This is a genomic window from Siphonobacter sp. (assembly GCF_048595215.1).
GTDB lineage: Bacteria > Bacteroidota > Bacteroidia > Cytophagales > Spirosomataceae > Siphonobacter.
The window spans coordinates 1-21835 of sequence record NZ_JBMDWJ010000063.1; the positions used below are offsets into that span (position 1 = coordinate 1).

Below are 21835 nucleotides of genomic sequence, written 5' to 3' on the forward strand. Positions count from 1 at the left end.
ATAGGCATTCCAGCAGGGGCAATAGAAACTCAACACCAGCGGACGTTGCTGCACTAACTCACCCAGGGTCAGTTCAGATTGCGTCTGAAAGCGATCAGCGAGGGTTGCGTTCCAAACACCGGAGCTGGCTTTCAGCTGAAAAGAAGGAGCCGTATGACCCTGGTTCAACGGAAGAACTCGTTCCGGACGGCGATGGGGTAGTGGTTTTACTTGTACTGCAGGAATTACACCTAATTCGTCTTCAATTTCGTACAGCATGTCTCGTGGGGATTTAGCGTGATGTAGTGGCTGCGGCGGGAGTCGAACCCGCGTCGGAGGCTTTGCAGGCCTCTGCCTCTCCACTCGACCACACAGCCCGTGTTGAATAATTGGTCTGAAAACGTTTAAAGAGTTTGAGGTTTGATAGGTTTAAAGTTTGATGATGGGTTTTTGATTACGGATACAAAGATATAGTATAATTTATACTCTATAGAATAAGTAGACTAATATTTTTTTGAAAAAATCCTCTTTGCGTTGATTTTCAGAAGCTTTTATTCCTGAAATTTTTTCGGCGTAGCGAAATTAGTTTTGTAAGTGTGAGAAAGCATAAATAGGCGAGGGCAAAAAGAAAGAAGCCCTTCCTTTCAGAAAACAGGAAGGGCTTCGGTAGGTCGGCAGGACTAGGCTACTAACCAGTCTAAGGTATCGCGAATTAGTTTCTGGACAATTTTCTCCGGTTCTGAAGCAAATTCATTACTGACCCGGTTGGCGACAATGGCACTGAGCGAGAGCATTTCGTGGCCCAGAAGTTTACCAAAGAGATAATACGCCGCCGTTTCCATTTCGAAATTGGTAATGCGATTGCCATTCCAGCTAAATTGTTGAAGCAAAGCGATGGAATCAGGAACCTGCGGTGAAAGCCGTAGGGATCGACCCTGTGGAGCGTAAAAACCGGGGCAGGTTAGCGTAATACCCGTATACAGGTTTGGAATGAGCCGGGATGTAATACCGTTGAGCAGGCTGGAAGAGGCCTCCACGGCATAAGGTTGTAAGCGAAGCTGTAAGGTCTGACGAATTTCCGCACAAAATTCCGGAGCCCACAGGGATTCATCTGTCGCATAAAAGTCGAGCAATCCGTCCAGACCCACCCCCGCAGAAGAGGCCACCACCGAGCCCAACGGGATGTCGTGTTGCAAACTGCCCGAGGTACCAATGCGGATAATTTTGAGCGGATTCAAACCCGACAGGGGTTCCCGGCGTTTTAAATCAATGTTACGAACCGCGTCAAGTTCCGTCATGACAATTTCCACATTATCGGCACCGATACCAGAGGAAACGACGGTGAATCGCTTCTTGCCAATGGAGCCCGTATGCGTGACAAATTCCCGGTGCTGTTTTTTTACTTCAATACGGTCAAAGAACTGGGAAATCATCCCTACGCGGTCGGGATCGCCTACCACGATTACCGTATCGGCTACGTCTTCGGGCAACAACCGAAGGTGATAAATACTTCCGTCGGCATTAAGAATTAATTCGGAGGCTGGGTAGGTCATGGCTTTAAGAACTAAATGAAACTGCTAAGTTTGGAAAAAATACCTGGGATTTATTGGTTTCAAATAAACACAAGGGTTTTGGCAATGCTTGATAAGACGCTAAAACCGCTTAAAAGATAAAAAAGTTGGAATACTGGATTGGAGTAGACATCGGAACCACCAATACAAAAGTAGTGACCTTCACTGAAGGGGGTGACGTGAAGGGTCATCATAGTGTGGGCTACGAAATGATTCACCCGCAACCGGATTACAGCGAACTGGATGCGGAAGTAATTTATCAGGCGGTACATGCGAGTCTTCAGACCGTTCTCCATGCGTTAGATGCCCCTGTACGCACCATCACGTTTTGCTCGGCCATGCATAGTGTGCTGGCCGTTGATGAAGCGGGGCAACCGCTTAGCAACCTGATTATCTGGGCGGATAACCGGGCTACGGAAGAGGCTGAATCGCTGATCGGTACACCCCTGGGAAAAGAATTATTTCAGGCTTGCGGTACGCCCTTGCATCCCATGGTGCCGCTCTGTAAACTGATGTGGTTGCAGAAGTACGAACCTGAACTGGTACACAAGGCTTATAAATTCGTCGGAATCAAGGAATTGATCTGGTACCGATTGACGGGCGAATGGGTGGTGGATTATTCGATTGCTTCAGCAACGGCCATGTTTGATCTGCGAGAATTGAAGTGGAATGAGCAAGCACTGAAAATAGCGGGTATTCCGGCGGAAAAACTCTCTGCGACCGTTTCTCCCTATCACAGTTTTCCTGTTTCGGATTCCCTGAAACAACAGTTACAGATCACCAGCCATGCAGTAGTAACGGAGCAGACTAAACTGATCATTGGAGCGTCCGATGGGTGTGTGGCGAACCTGGGTACCGGAGCAGTGGTACCGGGTCGGGTGGCCGTAACCATCGGTACGAGTGGGGCCGTACGGGTCAGTGCCCGGCAACCCCTACTGGACGAACACATGCGAACCTTTTGTTACTTACTCGATACGGAAACCTATATCATTGGGGGAGGTACCAATTCAGGAGGCGTCATTTTTCAGTGGCTGGGCGAAACCCTGTTTCCCGATAAATCAGAAGAAGAACTTAGTACGCTGGCCGCTGAAAGCCCGACTGGAGCGAATGATTTACTCTTTTTGCCGTACTTGCTCGGTGAACGGGCCCCCATCTGGAATGTACACGCCAAGGGCGGCTTTCACGGATTAACCCTACAGCATACCGCTTCGCATTTAGTTCGGGCGGTGCTCGAAGGTATTTGTCTACACACGTATTCCATCGTAAAAATCCTGGAAGACCGCGAACAGATTACCGAAATCTATGCGTCCGGGGGCTTTGCCAAAAGTCCATTCTGGGTACAAATGCTGGCGGATATCTGCGGTAAACCCGTATGTCTGCCCGAAACGGTGGAAGCTGGGGCTTGGGGCTCCGCACTGATGGGGATGAAAGCCGAGCAAGTCATCGAGGATTATCAGGAAAGAATGAATAGTTTGAAAATCCGCAAGACCTTTAATCCAGACCTGAATCATACCGCTCAGTACCAGCGTATTTTCGAGCGGTTTATGAAGCTATACGAAGCCACAAAATCCATTTAACGCAAGGACTTTTCCAGATACACCGCTTCCGGTAAAGGATTATACACATAAGGGGCCGTCGTCACAAAGCCGAGTTGTTCGTACAATCGCAGGGCGGCAGTTAGGCTTTGTAAGCTGTCGAGCTTCATGGTGGTATACTCCGCTTCACGAGCGAAAGTAATAATGGCTTCAGCTAGCTGCCGACCTAAACCCGTGCCCCGCTGCGAGGGCGATACGTACAGGCGTTTCATCTCACAAACGCCCGCTTCTTTCAAAGGCTTTACGGCTACGCAACCGACTACCCGTTGATGTTCGTTTTCGGCCAGTAATACGCAGCCCCGGGGTGGACCGTACACCTGAGCCAGCGTTTGTAATTCCTGTTCAAAATTCTGGAAGGATAAATTAATACCCAGGGCGTCGGCGTACTCCTGGAAGATAAACCGGATTTGATCCAGATCAGCCGCAGAAAAATCCGTTTGACGAAGTGTAAGCATGTGACAAAAATCCCGCATTCAGGCGGGAAATAAAAATGCAGGGCTCGTTCAAGCGTATAGAACTGGATTCGTGGGTGAGAAATACTTTGTATACAACCGGCTAGCTTCAACAAAAAGTCCCGCATTTTCCTGCGGGACTTTTTGTGACTCTGTGACTACTACCAAACCTAATTCTTTACAGAGGCACTGCCGAATCTTCGTGTTCGACAATCAGCTTATCCAGTGTAATGGGTAGCACGTGTATACGTTTACCCGTAGCGTGGAAAACTGCATTGGCAATCGCCGGAGCTACCCCTACGATCCCGATTTCACCCAGGCCTTTCGTACCCATCGGGTTAACAATATCGTCCTGTTCTTCGACGAAAATGACTTCAAATTCCTCCGGGATGTCGGCATTAACCGGAATGTGATATTCCGCGTAATTATGGTTCATGAAGCGACCGAAGTTCGAATCTACTTCACTCGTTTCCTCCAAAGCCTTACTCAGTCCCCAGACCATCCCGCCAAGAATCTGACTACGGGCCGTTTTCGGATTCAGGATCCGACCCCCCGCAATCGCACTCACCATGCGACTTACGCGAACGGTACCGAAATCTTCGTCCACGCGTACTTCCACAAATACGGCAGAGTGTACGTTACGGGCATAGGGCATTTGCTTGATCATATTCGGAATGGCTGTAGCGGTATCCTCCAGGTAATTTTCGCTCGCCAGCTTCATTAGATCGCTCATGGAAATACTGATCTGAGGATCGGATTTGAGCTGAATTTTTCCGTCACCAAATACGAGCTCTTCCGCCGGTACATCGGCTAAAGGAGCGTAGCTGGTTTTGCTTAACAGTCGGATCAGTTTCTCTCGAATGTTTTCGCAGGCAATGCGTACGGCGTTTCCAACCGATGCTGCCGTTGCGGAACCTCCTTCCAGGTACGCCAGTGGGAGGGAAGAATCACCCAGCTTGAAGGTCACCTGTTCGATAGGGAGGCCTACGGTTTCAGCGGCAATCTGCGTCATGATGGTATAGGTACCCGTACCAATATCGGACGTGCCACTACTGACGGTCAACTTCCCATCCGCGGATAGAAAAGCTTTGGCCCGGCAGGGTACAAACATGGAATCCCACATCCCCGTCGCCATACCCCAGCCAATCAGCGTACTACCATCTCGCATGGATCGTGGCTCGGGGTTTCGTTGGGACCAGCCAAAGCGGTCGGCTCCCTGCTGAAAACAGGCTTTGAGTTCCTTACTTGAATAGGGCTTGCCCTTGTTGGCGTCTTCCTCCGTGTAGTTTTTCAGGCGTAGGGCTACGGGGTCAATGTTAAGCTTATGGGCCAGCTCGTCTATCGCACATTCAATTGCGTACACGCCCGTCGCTGCTCCCGGAGCCCGCATGTCCAGGGGCGTATAGGCATCCAGCTTAACCAGCTGGTAATCGTAGGCCACATTGTCACATTTGTACATGGCTCCCGACCAGTCCACAATCGTTTCGGTGTAATTTTCAAAACGTGACGTTTCCGAGATGGCCTCGTGACGCATGGCTTGTAAAGTGCCATCCTCGGTCGCAGCCAGGGACATTTTCTGTAAGGTAGCCGGACGGTGACCAAACGAGAACATTTGTTGCCGGGTCAAGGTCACACGAACTGAACGCTTAAGTTCTAACGCGGCGAGTACCGCCATAAAAAGCTGATACTGCGGACGTAAGCCCGAACCGAAGGCACCGCCCACAAAAGGCGAGAGAATGCGAACCCTTTTTTTCGACAAGCCAAAAATACCCGCTACGTAGCTCTGGCTGTTGAAAACACCCTGCGTTTTGTCGTAGATGGTCAGGTGATCGTCTTCGTCGTAAATGACCGTCGACGCGTGCATTTCCATCGGATTGTGGTGTTCCGCTCCGTGGTAATACTCCGAGTTGAAGTGAATGGGGGCCTTGGCAAATTCTTTCGCGAAGTTTCCCCGATTTTTCGGCTTCTTGTAGCCCTGCTTTCCCTTACCCGGATCAAAGGCTTTGTCGAGGTGATTCCGTAATTCGGCTTCGATGGGTTTTTCAGAATGTTCGTACTCCACGTGCACCAGCGAGGCCGCGTACCGAGCCAGCTCGAAACTTTCAGCAACGACCAGTGCGATTGGTTGCTGACTAAATTTGATTTCTGAATTGTGCAGCGGTCGGAAGGGCGAACCCGGTGGGGAGTCCTGGTCTTTGTAACTCTTGTCAAACCAGGCCAGTCCCGATACATTTTCGTGAGTGAATACCTGAATGACGCCTTCGAGAGCCAAGGCTTTCGACGTGTCGATCGTGGTAATTGTTCCTTTGGCAATGGCACTGGATACAACGACCCCGTAGGCTAATCCGGGTACCTGAAATTCGCCAGCGTACTTGGCCTGCCCGGTTACTTTTGCCCGGCCATCCACGCGGGAGGTAGGCTTTCCGATATATTGCGTATTCATGACTTGTGCTCGTTTTGCGTAGCTTCCAGCAATGCCCGTACGATGGCCCGCTTCGCCAGTTCAATTTTAAAGGTGTTGTGACCAAAGCCCTGGGCATTCGCTAAAATACTTTCGGCTACCTGTTGGAAATTCTCCCGGGTCGCCTGTTTGCCTTTCAACAGATTTTCGGCCTGCATATCCCGCCAGGGTTTATGAGCGACGCCGCCCAGGGCCAGACGTACATCCGTGATAGTGGTACCGTCGAGTTCCAGAGCTGCGGCTACAGAAACCAGAGCAAAAGCATACGACTGCCGGTCGCGAATTTTGACATAGGTGTAATGGTCCGCAAAGCCTTTCGCGGGCAATTCAATGGCCGTAATCAGTTCGTCGGCTTGCAGGGTATTATCCAGGTGCGGCGTATCGCCGGGCAACCGGTGAAATTCCAGAAAAGGAATGCTGCGTTCGCCGCGTTTACTTTTCACGTGTACCGTCGCATCAAGGGCGGCTAGAGCCACGCACATGTCTGAAGGATGAGTAGCAATGCAGGATTCACTGTGACCTAAAATGGCGTGAATCCGGTTGAATCCATTGATGGCGGAGCAGCCCGAACCTGGCTCGCGTTTATTACAGGGCGTGGCGGTATCGTAGAAATAATAGCAGCGGGTTCGCTGCATCAGGTTGCCGCCGTCGGTAGCCATGTTCCGTAACTGTGGGGAGGCTCCGGCCAAGATCGCTTTAGCTAGTAGTGGGTACCGTTGTTCGACAAGTGGGTGATAGGCCGTATCGGCATTACGCATCAGGGCACCCATGCGGAGGCCGCCCGACTCAGTTTCTTCAATTTCCTGTAAAGGCAGGTGATTAATATCGATCAGGTGCTGGGGACGGGTTACGTTTTCCTTCATCAGGTCGATGAGGTTGGTTCCACCCGCCACAAAATTAGCTCCGTCAACCTTTTCTTCTACGGCTGTATCGAGTCCGTAAGCACGGGTATACGAGAAGGGATTCATGCGTGTTCCCCCCTTTCATGCATTACCTGATCAATGGCGTCTACGATATTGGTATAAGCTCCGCAACGGCAGAGATTACCGCTCATCAATTCCCGAATATCCGCTCTGGATTGAGCTTTGCCTTCGTTCATTAAGCCAATAGCTGAACAAATCTGTCCGGGGGTGCAGTACCCACATTGGAACGCATCGTGTTCCACAAAAGCTTCCTGTAAGGGATGGAGTTCTTCGCCCTTGGCCAGCCCTTCAATGGTCGTAATTTCGTTTCCTTCCTGCATGACGGCCAGCGTCAGACAGGAGTTAATGCGTTTACCGTTTACGAGTACCGTGCAAGCTCCGCACTGACCGTGGTCGCAGCCTTTTTTCGTACCCGTTAGGTCCATGTGCTCCCGCAGGGCGTCCAGTAGAGTAGTCCACGGGGCAAGGGGGAGTTTTTTTTCTACACCGTTAATTTTTAAGGTAATGAGGCTCGTTGGCGAAACGCTGGGTGTAGCCACCCCGGGGGATGAAACACCCGGTAGCATTTCGGTTTCTAAAATCGCAGACATACGTTCAAGATGTTTGGATGGATGAATTCCGAGAGGACGGTCGGAAGCGTTTTTATCCAAACTCTTAAAATTGATGTGCCAGCTAACGTATAGGTTTGAGTAAACGAAGAGAACCCAGAGTAAGGGCCGTGCGTAGTACGAACAAGCTTAAAGCCACTTCGACGGAATCGGCTCTTTAAACTTTTTTGATGGGCGTGGAGCGTCCTGGTCCAGAATCCGTAGGGTATTGACCATTGAAAACAAGACTAGGATTACGAGCAGGAGGACGATGAAGAGTAACATGGCGGTGTCTCAAAATTTGTCCATTAAGCACTAAAAAACTGTACCATTTTAGAATATACGTTATAAAAAAAGCTCGGACCTTGATCCGAGCTTTTTTGTACGTGTGTTTATACCCCTAAGGTAACCGGGCCGTAAGTGACCAAAAGTCAAAAACCAGGGTCCAGACATTTTTAAAATCCTGATAACTCTGCGGTTTTTCCAGGAATGAACTGGCTCCATTGAAGTATGCCTTATTCACAATATGCGGATCATCGCTGGAAGACATCATAACGATGGGCAGGTGCTTCCATTTCGGCGATGATTTTAAGGCCATCACCAGTTCCAGCCCATTCATACGGGGTAACTCGTAATCCAACAGGAGCAAAGCGGGTTTCACCGGCGAGCTTTCCAGGATTTCAAGGGCCTCCAGGCCATCTTCAGCAAAAAGGATATTACAGGTTTGGTTACTCTTTTGGTAACTCCATTCCAGTAAAAAACGATGATCTGGATTATCTTCTACAACCAGAAAAAGCGGCTTAGGCTTCATATCCTGATTTATTATTTATTGTCGGCTTAACGAATTGCTACTCCATCGATTCGCTAAACGCCTACTTGAATTGAAGCAAAAAAACGAATGATGGAAGCAAGATAGTATAAAATCGGTTACGACACACCTTGCGATACCGCATAGGTAGGTAATTTGGCTGTATTCGTCCAAAAGCCATACAGGGCATCCCAAAGAGAAGACAGTGTATGGTAGTTGTCGGGTTTTACCAAATAGGAGTTAGCCCCCATCGAATAAGCATCGTGAATCAGCCGGGGACTGTTGGAAGTGGTCAGCATTACCACGGGCATACCTTTCCAGCGAGCCGAGGATTTAAGCTTCTGAAGCAGTTCCAACCCGTTCATACCCGGCATGTTAATATCAACTAACATGACGGAAGGGCGTACGGGTGATTGTTCCAGTAATTTCAGAGCTTCACGCCCGTCTTCAGCAAAAACCAGATCACATTGATACGATCCTTCCTGGTACGCCAAATTCAATAAATCGCGATCGTCAGCGTCATCATCGACGATTAAGAAAAGCGGTTTTGTAGCCATTGGAAATAGGAGTGAGTGACCAGAACTTCCAGGCTGTAAGGGTCACGGGTGAATACCAATTGATGCTACTAGAGAACTGGAAGAGAATCATGCACGACAACCATTCCTGAAATAAGGCGGTAGCGTATAAAACCTTCAATAGAGCTGATATAAGGAGAAAGGCGTTCTAAAGGTATAGCATTAATCTGAATAACAAGCAATTAGATGAAATGAATCCATCTAATTGCAAAAAAAGGCAGTGATCCACTGGAGCAAAACTTTAGGAAACGTGTAAGAAAGAACTAGTGCTTAGATGCTTATAGTATAGGTTTATTTTTGTTCAATGGTAAAAAAGCTGGGTACGTTAATGGATAAGTACCCAGCTTTTCTCATAACACAAGCTGTTCGTGCAGGCGATGCAGTGTTTCCTGAGCGTCGTAGCATAAGCCCGTGTGTACCGGGGAGGTTTGGACCACCGTACTACGATTGGCCGTCAGCCAACGAAAACGCGATACTACGGGCAATTGCCCGATGATGCCACCTTCTTTTCGGCCATTACATACTTTCTGGAAGGCAAGGAGCCGATCGGTTAATTCTTGCTGATCGACACTTCCCGCAAAAGCCCGTAATCGATCTTCAATCAAACTAAATTTGGTTTGCAGGAATCCCTGAGCAGGGCAATATAGAATGACGCCTACGTTCAGAAATTCTTCCCGTTCCACCCGGGGCATGACGCGGATGACAGCGTATTCAAATAAGTGCATTTCTTGCATGTTGTGCTTCTTTAACAAAGAATTCTGACGAAGCGAGCCGGGCTTCTAAAAACTGGATGTAGGCCTGTCGTTGCTCAACGGGTGATGAAAAAGGAGATTCACCCGTCAGCCAGTCGTCGGGAATGAGTGAAACAATGGCCCGGATGCGTTCGGAGCTAAGCCGGGTACGGAAATCCGCGTTGACGGCTTCGAGTTCCGAAGCCCAGGGTAACAAGACGTGGTCTTTAATGAAGGGGAAAGGCCGTTGATGTTGCTGTTCCCAGTTTTGCCAGGAATGGTGGAAGTACAGCGAAGCTCCGTGATCGATCAGCCAAAGTTCCTGGTGCCAGATGAGCATGTTGGTATTGCGAGCCGTACGATCTACGTTCATGACCAGGCTATCGAGCCAAACAATCTCGGAAGCCATACGGGCATCGACCGTATTCACTACGGCATCGAACGTGATGGCACCCGACAGGTAATGCAAGGCCAGATTGAGGCCCGCACTAAACTTGAGCAGGTCCTGTATTTCTTCGTCGGGTTCGGTACGGCTGAGGATGGGGTCGAGTTCACAAAACACAATCTCGGGTACCCGTAAGCCCAGCGTACGGGCAATTTCCCCGGCAATCAGTTCCGCAATCAGAGCCTTGACGCCCTGGCCAGCCCCGCGAAATTTCAGTACGTACAAAAAACCATCATCGGCTTCGACAATAGCGGGCAAAGAACCCCCTTCCCGCAGGGGCGTAACGTACCGGGTAACCCGTACGGTTCGGAGTGGAGATTCGGTCACGAGTGGTTCATTTAAAAAACTGGAAAGTTGCAAAGGTACGTAGCCATACCGGGTCATCGCTGAAAAAGCGTAGGCGTGTATACCCTTTCGTTACTGTTTACAAATATGAATTTGACAAAACAAATTCGGAGAATATGAGTAAATACGAAAGAACTGAATTTGGAAAAATGTCGTAATCGTTTGACTATCAGCGAACGACGTTCGTTATTTTGAAATAAATTCAGGCTTTCACACTTGTTTAAACCCAGTACTGCTTCGGTTTCTGGTACAAAAGAAGCCGGAAAAGGTTCTGAGTATGTCGTATCAACTGGCTCAAACGATTTGAGCTTCAGAATCAACTCCTTGATCGCATGACTGAATCATTATTTGGTGCACCCAAAATCCCGTTAGACAACCTTTCGCTGATTGAAAAAGCCGCCCCAAACCTGATTTTGTGGGCGGTGCCAGCGATGATCTTTTTCACCGCTATCGAAATTCTGATTACGTATGTTCAGGAAAAGCCGTACTACGAAAAACAGGAAACCATTGGTTCTGTACTCGTAGGACTCGGCTCACTGGCCGTAGGGGCGACGCTCAAATTTGCTTTGTTGTTCGCAGTGGTATGGCTGTACAATCAGCTCCCCTGGCGAATGTCGCTCAACTGGTGGACGTTCATTCCCTGTTACGTTATTTTCGACCTTTGTAGTTACTGGGCTCACCGTATTTCCCACGAGCAGCGTTTCTGGTGGGCTACGCACGTGGTACACCATTCGGGCGAGCGATACAATTTGAGCGTATCCTTTCGACTGAGCTGGATTCAGAACCTGAAGACGATTTTCTTCCTGCCCGTTGCCCTGATTGGCTTTCATCCGATCATCTTTTTTACCACCAATCAGGTAGCGGTACTGTTCCAGTTCTGGGTACATACCGAGTACATTCGCCGCATGCCCCCCTGGGTTGAGTACATTTTTGCGACGCCTTCCAACCACCGGGTCCACCACGGTTCGCAACCTAAGTACATCGATAAGAACTACGGAGCCACCTTTATATTCTGGGACCGGATTTTCGGAACGTATCAGCTAGAGGAAGAACCACCCATTTACGGCATCACCACGAATATCAGTAATAAGGCTAACCCGCTGATGATTAACTTTCACGAAGTGGCCGATATTATTAAAGACGTCAAGGGAGCCAAAGGGCTGCGAAAGAAACTGTTCTACATCTTTGGTAGTCCGATTAAGGTAGACGAAGAGAAAAAACGCAATGCCGCCGAGCGAAAAATAAGTGAAGTGGCCTGAGCCATGAATCCATTGGAAAAGGTGTAACGCTGCAGCGTTGCACCTTTTTTTGTAGTTTGCCGCCATGATACCTCCTGTACACTGCTACGTACTATCGGAACGGGCCCTGGTCATTGCCTGGGAGCAGCGAATCGACCCGGCCATTGCCGCCTCGATAGCAAAGCTTCAAAGGAAACTGACCAACCATCCTTTCGAGGGAATGATGGAACTGGTGCCCGCGTACGCGTCCCTTACCGTTTTTTACGATCCCTTACGGGTGCGGAACCAGTACGCCACCTCAAACAGTCGGCGTTGGGTGGAGGCCTACCTCTGGCAATACATCGAAAATGTACAGGATCAGACGGTTGCTTCGGTAAGTCGACACATCGAAATTCCCGTGCAGTATGGTGGCGTGAACGGGCCGGATTTGCCTTACGTCGCTCAACACTGTGGTCTGAGCGAAGCCGAGGTAATTGACTGGCATAGTCGGGTCGTGTACCAGGTTTATCTACTGGGTTTTGTACCAGGCTTTGCTTATCTGGGCGGCCTGAACGAAAAACTGGCGACTCCCCGAAAGGATACGCCCCGCCAGGGTGTACCCGCCGGATCAGTGGGGATTGCTGGTGCTCAGACGGGTATCTATCCCGTCCCGATTACGGGAGGCTGGCAAATCATTGGTCGTACCCCACTTACCCTTTTTGATGTACAGGAGAACCCCCCGGCCCGTTTGCAGGCGGGAGATACCGTTACCTTTGTCCCGATTTCGTAAGCCCATGATCGCACGTGTCGTAAAAGCTGGTGTATTGACCACGGTACAGGACCTGGGTCGAGGTGGGTATCGATCCCAGGGCGTAGTCGTTGGAGGGGCCATGGACGGCTTTGCCCATCGCATCAGTAACACGCTGGTAGGAAATCCTACGGAATGGGCTACGCTGGAAGTAACCTTCGGCGGGCTGGAGCTTTACTTTGAAGCAGAAGCCTGGATGGCCGTTACTGGCCGCGGTGTCACCGTACGGATCGATGGTGCCGAGGCTGATTGTTGGCGGACGTTGCGGGTAGGGGCGGGCAGTCGCCTGCAACTCGTTTATACGGGCCAGGGTTGTCGAAGTTACGTGGCCATTCGGGGCGGCTGGCAGGTACCCGAGGTACTGGGAAGTTACAGTACGTATCTGCCCGCTGGCTGGGGCGGTTACGAGGGCAGAGCGTTACGGGCTGGCGATGTGCTGACTTACGGACACAATCTGCCACCGCTGCATCCCTCGTTAAACTGGTCGCTGGCACCAGCGGCTCTGCCTGCGTACCAGACGCATCCTACGGTACGCGTGATTCGCGGGCCTGAATGGGAATTCTTTACGCCGGACAGTCAGCGAGCGTTTAGCCGCCAGTCGCATGAAGTACTGCCCCAGAGTAATCGGATGGGGTATCGGCTGGAAGCCCAGATGCAAAAACTACGACCGACCGAATTGCTCTCCACGGCCGTAACGGCGGGAACGATACTGGTCTTACCCGATGGAAATTTAGTGGTCCTCATGAACGATGCTCCCACGACCGGGGGCTATCCTCGGATCGCTCAGGTCATCGAGCCGGATTTGAGCGTAATGGCCCAGCTAGTACGTGGAAATCAGGTTCGGTTTTCGGTACTAAGTCCGGATCAGGCCGAGGATAAATATATACAGTATCAGGAATTTACCCGGAAACTGGAAGAAACGTTGACCCAACGCTTACACCTTACTACTGATGTTTATTGATATTAATTGTGATCTGGGCGAAAGTTTTGGAGCCTATACCCTGGGCAACGATGAAGCCCTGATGCCTTTTATTACCTCTGCGAATATTGCCTGCGGCATGCACGCGGGTGATCCGCGAATCATGCACCAGACTGTACAGACCTGCGTACGGCAGGGCGTAGCCATCGGGGCTCATCCGGGCTTTGCGGATTTATCCGGTTTTGGCCGAAGAACCCTGGGCATTAGTCCCGCCGAAGCCTATGATCTGGTACTCTATCAGATCGGAGCTTTGTACGGATTCGTGAAAGCGGCCGGAGCCCGGCTGCACCACGTCAAACCCCATGGGGCTTTGTACAATCAGGCCGCCAAAGATCTCGCTCTGGCCGAAGCCATTGCCCAGGCGGTGAAAGATTTTGACTCACAACTATTTTTATACGGACTGGCCGGAAGTGCTCTCGTGGAAGAGGCGAAGCGGCTGGGCGTACGAACCTGTAGTGAAATTTTTGCCGATCGAACCTACCAGCCGGATGGGACGCTTACGCCCCGCACCAGTCCGAATGCCTTGATTCACGATCCGGCTCAGGCCGTTGGGCAGGTGATGCAATTCGTCCGGGAAAAAGAAAACTGGGCTGAAACGGTATGCATTCACGGGGATGGACCGCAGGCCGTTTCCTTTGCCCGGGCTCTGTACACCCATTTTCAGGAACAAGGCATTCAGCCGCAGTCGCCCCTTTCGTAAGTAAATTACTCCCTTTTTCTTTCCTATATGGCAGCTAAGCCTACCTCTACCTTATCCACGCTACTCGGAGCTGCCTTTCTGATGGCTACTTCGGCCATTGGACCGGGTTTTCTGACCCAAACCACGCTTTTTACGGTACAATTAAAAGCCAGTTTTGGCTTTGTGATTTTGCTGTCCATTCTGCTGGATATTGGCGTCCAGCTCAACATCTGGCGAATCGTCATCGCTTCCGGTCAACGGGCTCCCGATCTGGCGAATGCACTCTTGCCGGGCGTCGGGCATTTTTTATCCATCCTGATTGCTCTGGGCGGGTTGGTTTTCAACATCGGGAATATTGCCGGAGCGGGCCTGGGGTTACAGGTCTTGCTGGGCATACCCGTCGCCGTTGGAGCAGCATTAAGTGCGGGACTAGCCATCGTTTTATTTCTGGTGAAAGATGCGTTGAAAGCCATGGATCAGTTTTCAAAAATACTGGGGCTTCTGATGATTGCCCTGACGCTGTACGTGGTCTGGACGGCCCACCCGCCGCTGGGCTTAGCCGTAGAAAAAACTTTCCTGCCCGATGCGATCGACACCACGGCCATCATTACGCTAGTGGGGGGAACCGTGGGAGGGTACATCACCTTTGCCGGTGCTCACCGTCTGCTTGAGGCCGGAATGAGTGGTCCAGAGGCCATTCCACAAACCAACCGGGGAGCAGTTACGGGTATTGCGGTCGCTTCAGTGATGCGGATTTTACTTTTTCTGGCGGCTTTAGGCGTCGTGATGCAGGGTTTACCGATTGATGCGGCCAATCCGCCCGCTTCCATGTTTCAGCAGGCAGCTGGCTTGCTGGGGTACAAGCTCTTTGGACTCGTGATGTGGAGTGCCGCTATTACCTCGGTGGTGGGTTCGGCGTATACGTCAGTGACCTTTGTTCGTACGATGCATCCACGACTGAACGATCAAACCAAAGTCGTCACGGTAGGATTCATCGCCCTGTCAGCTCTTATTTTTATGCTGGTCGGCAACCCCGTAACGATTCTGGTGGCTGCCGGAGCCCTGAACGGCATGATCCTGCCCGTAGCCTTACTGATCTTGCTCATTGCAGTACACCGTCTTCCTTTTGGGAAAACCTATCGTCATCCGCTCTGGCTTACGCTGGTGGGGGTGGTCATCATGGTTGTGATGGGGTGGATGGCCGTTCGTACCCTGAGTAGTTTATAAAGCAAAAAAGGCTGAACAACAGGATCCGTTGTTCAGCCTTTTTTTAGTGATATCCAAACGTATTATTCTTCGTCCTCATCCGAATTGCTTCGGCAAAGCAACGCTACGGCGGTGGCCGTAACCAGAGCACCAACGGCCAGCTTGGTAATGAGTCCTTTGCGATTGTATTTCCATTCTGCGTTCCAGCCTTTCTCCGCCAGAATATTCGGAATGTGTCCTCGCTTCAAATCATCAATGATTCCTTCGACTACGTTAACGCGGTCCGCAAACAGGAGCGGTAACCAGTGACCGTACTCTGATTCGCTGAATTTAAAGGCATACCGACGGATGGCTCCGCTCAGTCCGGAAGGGGGGCTTGAGGTTCCGAAAACGGCCGTTATCCCGGGCCGTTCGTTGGAATGAAGCACTTCCACGTTGACGGGTTGCTGCGGCGGTTTTTCGTAATTGAGCCGCCGGTGATCATCCCCCGTGTAGTTTTTCATGGGGTACGTGGGTTCATTTTTAGGATCCGCGTCAATTCCCCAGCCCTTGATATGTGCGTAATGACTCGCTAAATCTTCCATACAATGTTTGTTTATACCCGTGCAGAAGGTGGAATAAGAATCGGCTTGATACAATTATCCAGCTTGGCTGAAAAGATGTGATAGGCATCGGAAACTTCCTCCAATGGAACGCGGTGCGTAACGATGCCTTTCGGGTCAATCCGACCCGCCTGTACGTGCTCAATAAGCCTGGGTAGCAGGCGTTTGACCGAGGCTTGGTTGGCCCGAATCGTAATGCCTTTGTTGACGACATTCCCAATGGGAATGAGATTATCCGTAGGGCCGTATACGCCGACGATCGAAACGATCCCGCCTTTCTTTACGGAATTAATGGCCCAGTGCAGAGCCGTAGCCGATCCCGCCTGAAGCATCATTTTACGACCCGTAATGGTTTGCAAGGCACTACCCGCCGCATCGCCGCCAACGGCATCAATACATACGTCCGCTCCGTAGAAATCCGTTGCCTTCTTCAGGAACAAAACCGGGTCCTGCATCGAACGGAAATTGTAGGCTTCACACTGGGCGTAGGTACGCACGAAATCGAGTCGGTACTCTAAGTGATCAATTACAATGACGCGGCCCGCCCCAAACAGCCAGGCACATTTAGCCGCCATAATCCCCACGGGGCCCGCCCCAAAAACAACGACGGTATCACCGGGCTTGATACCGCCCATTTCTGCTGCCTGATAACCCGTGGGTACTACGTCGGTCAGCAATACGGCATCATCCGGGTGCATGTCCGCCGGAATCACCATGGGGCCTACATCGGCGAAAGGTACCCGGACGTACTCAGCCTGACCGCCGTCGTAGCCGCCCGCCGTATGGGAGTATCCATAAATCCCTCCCACAGCGGTAGCTTCCGGATTGGATTCATGACAGTTGCCGTAGAGTCCCTGCTTACAGAACGAGCAGGTGCCGCAGGCAATGTTGAACGGAACCAGTACATGATCGCCGACTTTCAGGTTTTGTACGGAAGATCCGATTTCTTCGACGACGCCAATGAATTCATGGCCGAAGGTCATACCTACCCGGGTATCGGGTACCAGACCGTGGTAGAGGTGTAAATCGGAACCACAGATACACGAACGAGTCACGCGTACGATGGCATCTTGGGGATGTTGAATTTCGGGATAGGGTTTGTGGTCTACACGTACCCTGAAGGGTCCCCGGTAGTTCATGGCAAGCATACAGTACGTTTGGTTATAGGTGAAATGTGTGCTTTAGAAAAGCGTTACTTAAAATAGGAACCCACTCACTCCGTATAGCAGCAGGTTAGGATTACGTATAGTCTCAAAAAAACCGAACCAGTTTCAGAACGTGGGTAAGTAAAGCTGGTAGGTAGCTGAACTACACGTTATGTTGCTACTGGATTGATATTCACAGGAGTAACAATAAAATGCTTACAAACAAAGTAGGGAGGGGATTTAGCAGAACGAGATGAGCTATTAAGTAATTATTCTATTGATTTTCAGGTATCTGAAATCCGTACTGATGATAGTTATCAAGCTTGCCCTATTGAGCAAGCTTGATAAAAGATACATTTAGGTGGGTGGATAAGTATAGAGACAAGAAACGAATGACAACGGAGTAACGCTTTAGCAGGCTCCGTCAGTCCGGCTGATAATCCCCTTAGTCAATCCAAACTGACGGAGGAAATTCCACATCAATTGATCTGAAATCTCACCTGCAAAAGCGGCAGAGACCTCGTCTCTGCCTTGCATGAACGAGTGCCCAACAAAGGTAGGTACTTGAGTAGTAGCGTAATCAGGCTTAATGTAACTAGAGAATACCCCCTAATTTTTAGGAAAAAAGGGAATGCTTACGCCACTGGATATACGAAAACTTAAAATTCATGGGGATCAATCGTTTTTCGCCTCTCTTTTTTCAGCCTGTATAGTCTTTCCAATGCTTTGCACGGCCCGTAGGCTATCATAAATCCAAATGAATATACGCTAGCTGATACTCAACTTGTTGTTTTGAATTAAGCTAAGAATCGCATTAAAAAAGGTGTAGTATTGATTCTTTTCTAAATTTCTTAATTAAACAAAATAATGGTACTGAATGAGTAGTGCGTATACTTATTACGTTAGTCATTGAAACAGTACCGTATTGAAATTCTGAATGGATTGCATGTTCTTTATACTAGCTTTACGCCTTTATCACACCATTGTCCATTTTAAACGATTATATGCTTCAATTTTCTACCCGGTTTTCACTTGTCATAAAGTGCTGTTTCCTCTATTGTATTCTTTCCTCAATAAACGCATCCGCTCAGTATTTTCAGCCTACCAAAGATCTTTCCACGTACACTTCGATTTCTCTTCAAGCGAATCCTGTAACACTAGGTACAGGTGACTTCAATGGAGATGGTAAGCTGGATTTAGTAACAGTCAATTATGGGAGTGACAACACAATTCCAAATGAAAAGACCGTAGCTATATTATTAAACACGGGCCTGGGCCAATTCTCTCCACCAGCGTACTATTCAGTGAATGGAGAGCTGAAGTCAGTACTAGTAACTGATTTTAATAATGATGCAAAGCTCGATCTTGCTGTATTAGGTGGTCCGGGTATGGTCATTATGGTGTTGCTAGGAAATGGAGATGGAACCTTTCAAACTGCCAAACCGGCTAATAATGATTGGGATTATGGCGATGCGTTTACATCCGGAGATTTCAATAAGGACGGCAATCAGGATTTGATTTATTGTACCTCTTATCGTAACCCTTCTTTAAAACTACTCTTAGGAACGGGTACGGGAGAGTTCTTGCCGGCAATAAGCTTTGCTGCTGGCGATGATATTAGGAATGTAAAAGCTGGTGACGTAAATGGCGACCAGATAGATGATTTGATTACTCAAAGTAGTTGGCATGATCATCTTTACGTATCCCTTGGCAATGGCGATGGAACGTTCCAAAGTCCTAAAACCTATACCGTTCCGTACGAGGTGAGAAGTATAGACGTGAAGGATTTTAATCAGGATGGGAAAGTCGATGTTTTGGTTTCGTCGAATTATTATCTGTTGCAAAAGGAGCCTTTTCTACTCTTTTTAGGTGACGGAAATGGGGGAATGAGTACGCCCATTTCCTTACCTTTTTTCGGCGGTGTAAAATCCACTGAGGTGGCTGATTTCAATGGCGATGGATCCTTGGACATTTGTGCGTCTACTGGGAATCAAATGGGTGTGTTGTTGAATCGAGGTAATGGCACGTTTGAATTCAGCTCGTTCTTGTCAACCCCTGCGTATTCGAGAGCTTTAACCGCCGGAGACTTCAATGGCGATGGAGCATTGGATATAGTATCTGCGTATGATTTAAATCTATCCGTTCATTCAGGCAATGGAAAGGGCAATTTTGGTACCATTGCCCATTATCCGCTAGCCGGAGAGAACCCACTAAGCGTAGCAACGGGCGATTTAAACGAAGATGGAACACCTGACATTGTAACTGCCGACAGCTACTTCAACACGATCTCCGTCTTGAACAGTAATGCCTATGGAAGTTATTCCCCTCCCGTAACCTATGACTTTACGGGTCGCCTTTCAGCCGTAACCATCGGAGATTTCAACCGGGATGGCCATTTGGATCTCGCTGCTACTGACATCGGTACGACGTTTGGTATCTCCTACGCAGACCGGGTTAATGTTTTCATGGGGAAGGGGAATGGAACATTCAGTACCTCCGTGGAATATTTTGTTGATAAATCTCCTTCAAGCATCATCGCCATTGATCTGAATAAAGATGGTATTCTGGATCTGGTAACTTCGAATGCCGTCGGTAACAATGTCGCCGTTTTAGTCGGAAATCCGGATGGTACCTTTCAGCAAACGCGATACTTTGCGGTAGGAAGCAGTCCTTCGCAAGTGAAGGCCTTTGATGTCAACAAAGATGGCCTGCTGGATTTACTGGTTGTAAACCGGGCCAGCAAGTCCGTTTCCGTGCTGATGGGAATGGGGGATAGACAGTTTGCCCCGGCCGTGAATTACTCCATTGACGCTATGCCTCGGGGGCTTACGCTAATCGACGTCAATCAGGACGGTTTTATAGATGTAGTAACTTCGAATGAAACGGGTACTAGCTTGTCCGTTTTGCTGGGAACTAGTCAGGGCGGATTCAGTACGGGGACTGCGATTGCAACGCTGGAAAATACGTATGCATTGACTACAACGGATGCGAACTTTGATGGAAAAGAGGATCTGTTGGTCACTCACCATGGAAGCAATACCATTTCATTATTGCTTGCTCAGGGCAATGGATCCTTCGCTTCTCCGGTGCAGTATGTAGTGCGGAATAGTCCTCGCTCCATCGCTTTGGAAGATTTCGATAAAGATGGTAGGAAAGATGTTATTGTCGCCAATTATGCGTCCTATGATGTGAATATCTTGTACAGTCGGTTCGAAGCTCCAACACCCGTTCGCCTCCTTTCATTTACCGCTACTCGGCAGTCGGAAACCGTTCGCTTAGCTTGGGCTACTGCTAGTGAAAAGGATGCGGCTCTCTTCCTGGTCGAACGCAGCCGAGAGGGCAAGATGTTTGAAGCGATTGCAACGGTAAAAGCGGTCGGTAACCGTGGAAGTAGATACGTAGCTTATGATCACCTGCCCTTGAAAGGTCTAAATTATTACCGACTCACGCAGGTGGATGAGGATGGCAAGAAAAACACGTATCGTCCCGTATCGGTGCGAATGAGCGGAACGGATTTGATCTATCCCAACCCCTCTAACGGTGAGTATGTGGAAGTAGAAGCCCTTCTGTCGTCTGAGATTCAACTCACGACTTTGCAAGGTCAACGCTTACTGTTTCGTACAGAATCGGTCAGTGAGCAGAGCTTACGAATCTATCCTAAGCAGGTGCTTAAGCCGGGCGTATATCTGCTACGGGTAGCAGGCGTCACGCATAAGTGGCTGGTTCAGTAAAGTAAAGTTTTAATTCGGAAAGGGCAGTATTCCATGCAGAGTACTGCCCTTTTGTATGTTCTGATTGAAGTCTTTCGAGCGTAAAGGTTTAATTTCCTAGCCTTTACCCGTAACTTGAGCCCGAATGCTCTAAACGATTTTAATCCTATGAATCTTTTTTCAGCCATGAAGAAGCCAAGTTTACGTCAATCCTTGATTGTACTAGGGGGATGGTGCTCCGTACTATCCTTGTCGTGTTCCAAACCATCAAGCGTTAAGCCCGAGGAAGTAATTCCGGCAACGTTTGTACTGCAAGACGTTCGCTACTTTAAAGCGGCTAGTAAAGGATTCGATACACTGGCCGTGAAACTAAAAGGGATAACGGTTTCCAATCCAGGGGACCAGCTAATGACGCAACCGTTCACCGATACTTTCGATGAGTTGGTGAAGACATCAGCATTTGAAGTCACTACTCCAAACGCTCTTCCGAAGGAGGTGAACCTGAGTGAATTTTCGGTACGGGTACCGGAACGATGGTACGCTAACGATTCGTATGGGTTATCTACTGAAACTTTTCCCTTGCGAACTCAGGAGGAACAGAAACCGTACGGTTCGTACCAAAAAGAAACATTAAACCTCAATATTCCGCCTAAATCGACTATTGTGGTAGATCGTCAGATTCAGGCGTATCATCTTACCTGTTCGTTCAGTGCCGTAGTGGTGAACGAAGCAACGGGTCAGCGTTACCCGGTCAGCGGAACCTGGAAAGGCATTTCTCACTATAATAATGCGTCCGTGAAGCTTACCCAGCACCCGTTAAGTAAGTAGTAGAAATTAAGCATATCGAATCGCCCCTAAAGACAGTACCATTCGGAGAAATACTCGAGTAATGTAACAATGTGAGGCCTGATCAACATCCGTTGAGCTGGCCTCACTTTCATTGTTTAATTCAAGTTGAAGGCTATCGAATGTTTGCATAGCAGTTTCTGTCGATACGCATCGTGATTATCTTCTTGC

Annotated in this window: 19 protein-coding genes, 1 tRNA gene and 1 pseudogene; 8 read left to right on the top strand and 13 right to left on the bottom strand. The window is 49.3% G+C overall.

The window, feature by feature from the left end:
- From ACOJTG_RS03935 to ACOJTG_RS03945, 3 genes and pseudogenes are all read right to left on the bottom strand, one after another.
- Positions 1-258, bottom strand: a pseudogene (locus tag ACOJTG_RS03935) (hypothetical protein); the annotation flags it as partial.
- A gap of 27 nt (positions 259-285) precedes the next feature.
- A tRNA-Cys gene (locus ACOJTG_RS03940) sits at positions 286-356 on the bottom strand.
- Between the two features lie 303 nt (positions 357-659).
- Positions 660-1532: a nucleoside phosphorylase gene (locus ACOJTG_RS03945; protein WP_420152619.1), complete on the bottom strand. Its 873-nt coding sequence runs from the start codon at positions 1530-1532 to the stop codon at positions 660-662.
- 125 nt (positions 1533-1657) lie between these two features.
- Here ACOJTG_RS03945 and ACOJTG_RS03950 point away from each other — a divergent pair, with 125 nt between their 5' ends.
- Positions 1658-3127, top strand: a complete 1470-nt coding sequence (locus ACOJTG_RS03950; protein ID WP_420152620.1) for a gluconokinase — start codon at positions 1658-1660, stop codon at positions 3125-3127.
- Here ACOJTG_RS03950 and ACOJTG_RS03955 read toward each other — a convergent pair.
- The 8 genes from ACOJTG_RS03955 to ACOJTG_RS03990 all read right to left on the bottom strand — a co-directional run bounded on the left by ACOJTG_RS03955 (position 3124) and on the right by ACOJTG_RS03990 (position 10454).
- A complete protein-coding gene (locus ACOJTG_RS03955) occupies positions 3124-3600 on the bottom strand; it encodes a GNAT family N-acetyltransferase (protein ID WP_420152621.1) in 477 nt (158 codons plus the stop codon). The genes ACOJTG_RS03950 and ACOJTG_RS03955 overlap by 4 nt on opposite strands.
- 175 nt (positions 3601-3775) lie before the next feature.
- Positions 3776-6040 (bottom strand): xanthine dehydrogenase family protein molybdopterin-binding subunit, encoded by a 2265-nt coding sequence (locus ACOJTG_RS03960; RefSeq protein ID WP_420152622.1) that lies wholly within the window; start codon positions 6038-6040, stop codon positions 3776-3778.
- A complete protein-coding gene (locus ACOJTG_RS03965) occupies positions 6037-7026 on the bottom strand; it encodes an FAD binding domain-containing protein (protein WP_420152623.1) in 990 nt (329 codons plus the stop codon). The genes ACOJTG_RS03960 and ACOJTG_RS03965 overlap by 4 nt, the downstream gene beginning before the upstream one ends.
- Positions 7023-7547, bottom strand: coding sequence for a (2Fe-2S)-binding protein (locus tag ACOJTG_RS03970; RefSeq protein ID WP_420152637.1), 525 nt, complete (start codon positions 7545-7547; stop codon positions 7023-7025). Before ACOJTG_RS03970 ends, ACOJTG_RS03965 begins: the two co-directional genes overlap by 4 nt.
- 421 nt (positions 7548-7968) lie before the next feature.
- Complete coding sequence (locus tag ACOJTG_RS03975) at positions 7969-8379, bottom strand: response regulator (protein ID WP_420152624.1); 411 nt, start codon at positions 8377-8379, stop codon at positions 7969-7971.
- A 116-nt stretch (positions 8380-8495) separates the two neighbouring features.
- Entirely contained in the window at positions 8496-8933 is a 438-nt protein-coding gene (locus tag ACOJTG_RS03980) for a response regulator (protein ID WP_420152625.1), read from the bottom strand.
- A gap of 368 nt (positions 8934-9301) precedes the next feature.
- Positions 9302-9685 (bottom strand): DUF3037 domain-containing protein, encoded by a 384-nt coding sequence (locus ACOJTG_RS03985; protein WP_420152626.1) that lies wholly within the window; start codon positions 9683-9685, stop codon positions 9302-9304.
- The gene (locus ACOJTG_RS03990) at positions 9663-10454 is read right to left on the bottom strand and encodes a HipA family kinase (RefSeq protein WP_420152627.1); all 792 of its coding nucleotides are present in this window, start codon (positions 10452-10454) and stop codon (positions 9663-9665) included. Before ACOJTG_RS03990 ends, ACOJTG_RS03985 begins: the two co-directional genes overlap by 23 nt.
- 350 nt (positions 10455-10804) lie before the next feature.
- On the opposite strand from ACOJTG_RS03990, the gene ACOJTG_RS03995 reads away from it, so the two are divergent.
- The 5 genes from ACOJTG_RS03995 to ACOJTG_RS04015 all read left to right on the top strand — a co-directional run bounded on the left by ACOJTG_RS03995 (position 10805) and on the right by ACOJTG_RS04015 (position 15382).
- Positions 10805-11731 (top strand): sterol desaturase family protein, encoded by a 927-nt coding sequence (locus ACOJTG_RS03995; RefSeq protein ID WP_420152628.1) that lies wholly within the window; start codon positions 10805-10807, stop codon positions 11729-11731.
- A 64-nt stretch (positions 11732-11795) separates the two neighbouring features.
- The gene (gene pxpB / locus ACOJTG_RS04000) at positions 11796-12479 is read left to right on the top strand and encodes a 5-oxoprolinase subunit PxpB (RefSeq protein WP_420152629.1); all 684 of its coding nucleotides are present in this window, start codon (positions 11796-11798) and stop codon (positions 12477-12479) included.
- Between the two features lie 4 nt (positions 12480-12483).
- Positions 12484-13458, top strand: coding sequence for a biotin-dependent carboxyltransferase family protein (locus ACOJTG_RS04005; protein WP_420152630.1), 975 nt, complete (start codon positions 12484-12486; stop codon positions 13456-13458).
- Positions 13448-14176, top strand: a complete 729-nt coding sequence (locus ACOJTG_RS04010; protein WP_420152631.1) for a LamB/YcsF family protein — start codon at positions 13448-13450, stop codon at positions 14174-14176. Before ACOJTG_RS04005 ends, ACOJTG_RS04010 begins: the two co-directional genes overlap by 11 nt.
- Positions 14177-14203: 27 nt before the next feature.
- Positions 14204-15382 carry an NRAMP family divalent metal transporter gene (locus tag ACOJTG_RS04015; RefSeq protein WP_420152632.1) on the top strand — a complete coding sequence of 393 codons (1179 nt, stop codon included), beginning with the start codon at positions 14204-14206 and terminating at the stop codon, positions 15380-15382.
- A gap of 62 nt (positions 15383-15444) precedes the next feature.
- Here ACOJTG_RS04015 and ACOJTG_RS04020 read toward each other — a convergent pair whose 3' ends face one another.
- Together ACOJTG_RS04020 and ACOJTG_RS04025 are read right to left on the bottom strand one after the other, a co-directional pair.
- Complete coding sequence (locus tag ACOJTG_RS04020; RefSeq protein ID WP_420152633.1) at positions 15445-15945, bottom strand: hypothetical protein; 501 nt, start codon at positions 15943-15945, stop codon at positions 15445-15447.
- Between the two features lie 11 nt (positions 15946-15956).
- On the bottom strand, positions 15957-17111 hold the full coding sequence (locus ACOJTG_RS04025; RefSeq protein WP_420152634.1) for a zinc-dependent alcohol dehydrogenase: 1155 nt from the start codon (positions 17109-17111) through the stop codon (positions 15957-15959).
- 1001 nt (positions 17112-18112) lie between these two features.
- On the opposite strand from ACOJTG_RS04025, the gene ACOJTG_RS04030 reads away from it, so the two are divergent.
- Positions 18113-20839, top strand: a complete 2727-nt coding sequence (locus ACOJTG_RS04030; protein ID WP_420152635.1) for a T9SS type A sorting domain-containing protein — start codon at positions 18113-18115, stop codon at positions 20837-20839.
- 147 nt (positions 20840-20986) lie between these two features.
- The gene (locus ACOJTG_RS04035; RefSeq protein ID WP_420152636.1) at positions 20987-21646 is read left to right on the top strand and encodes a hypothetical protein; all 660 of its coding nucleotides are present in this window, start codon (positions 20987-20989) and stop codon (positions 21644-21646) included.
- Positions 21647-21835: the final 189 nt, after the last annotated feature.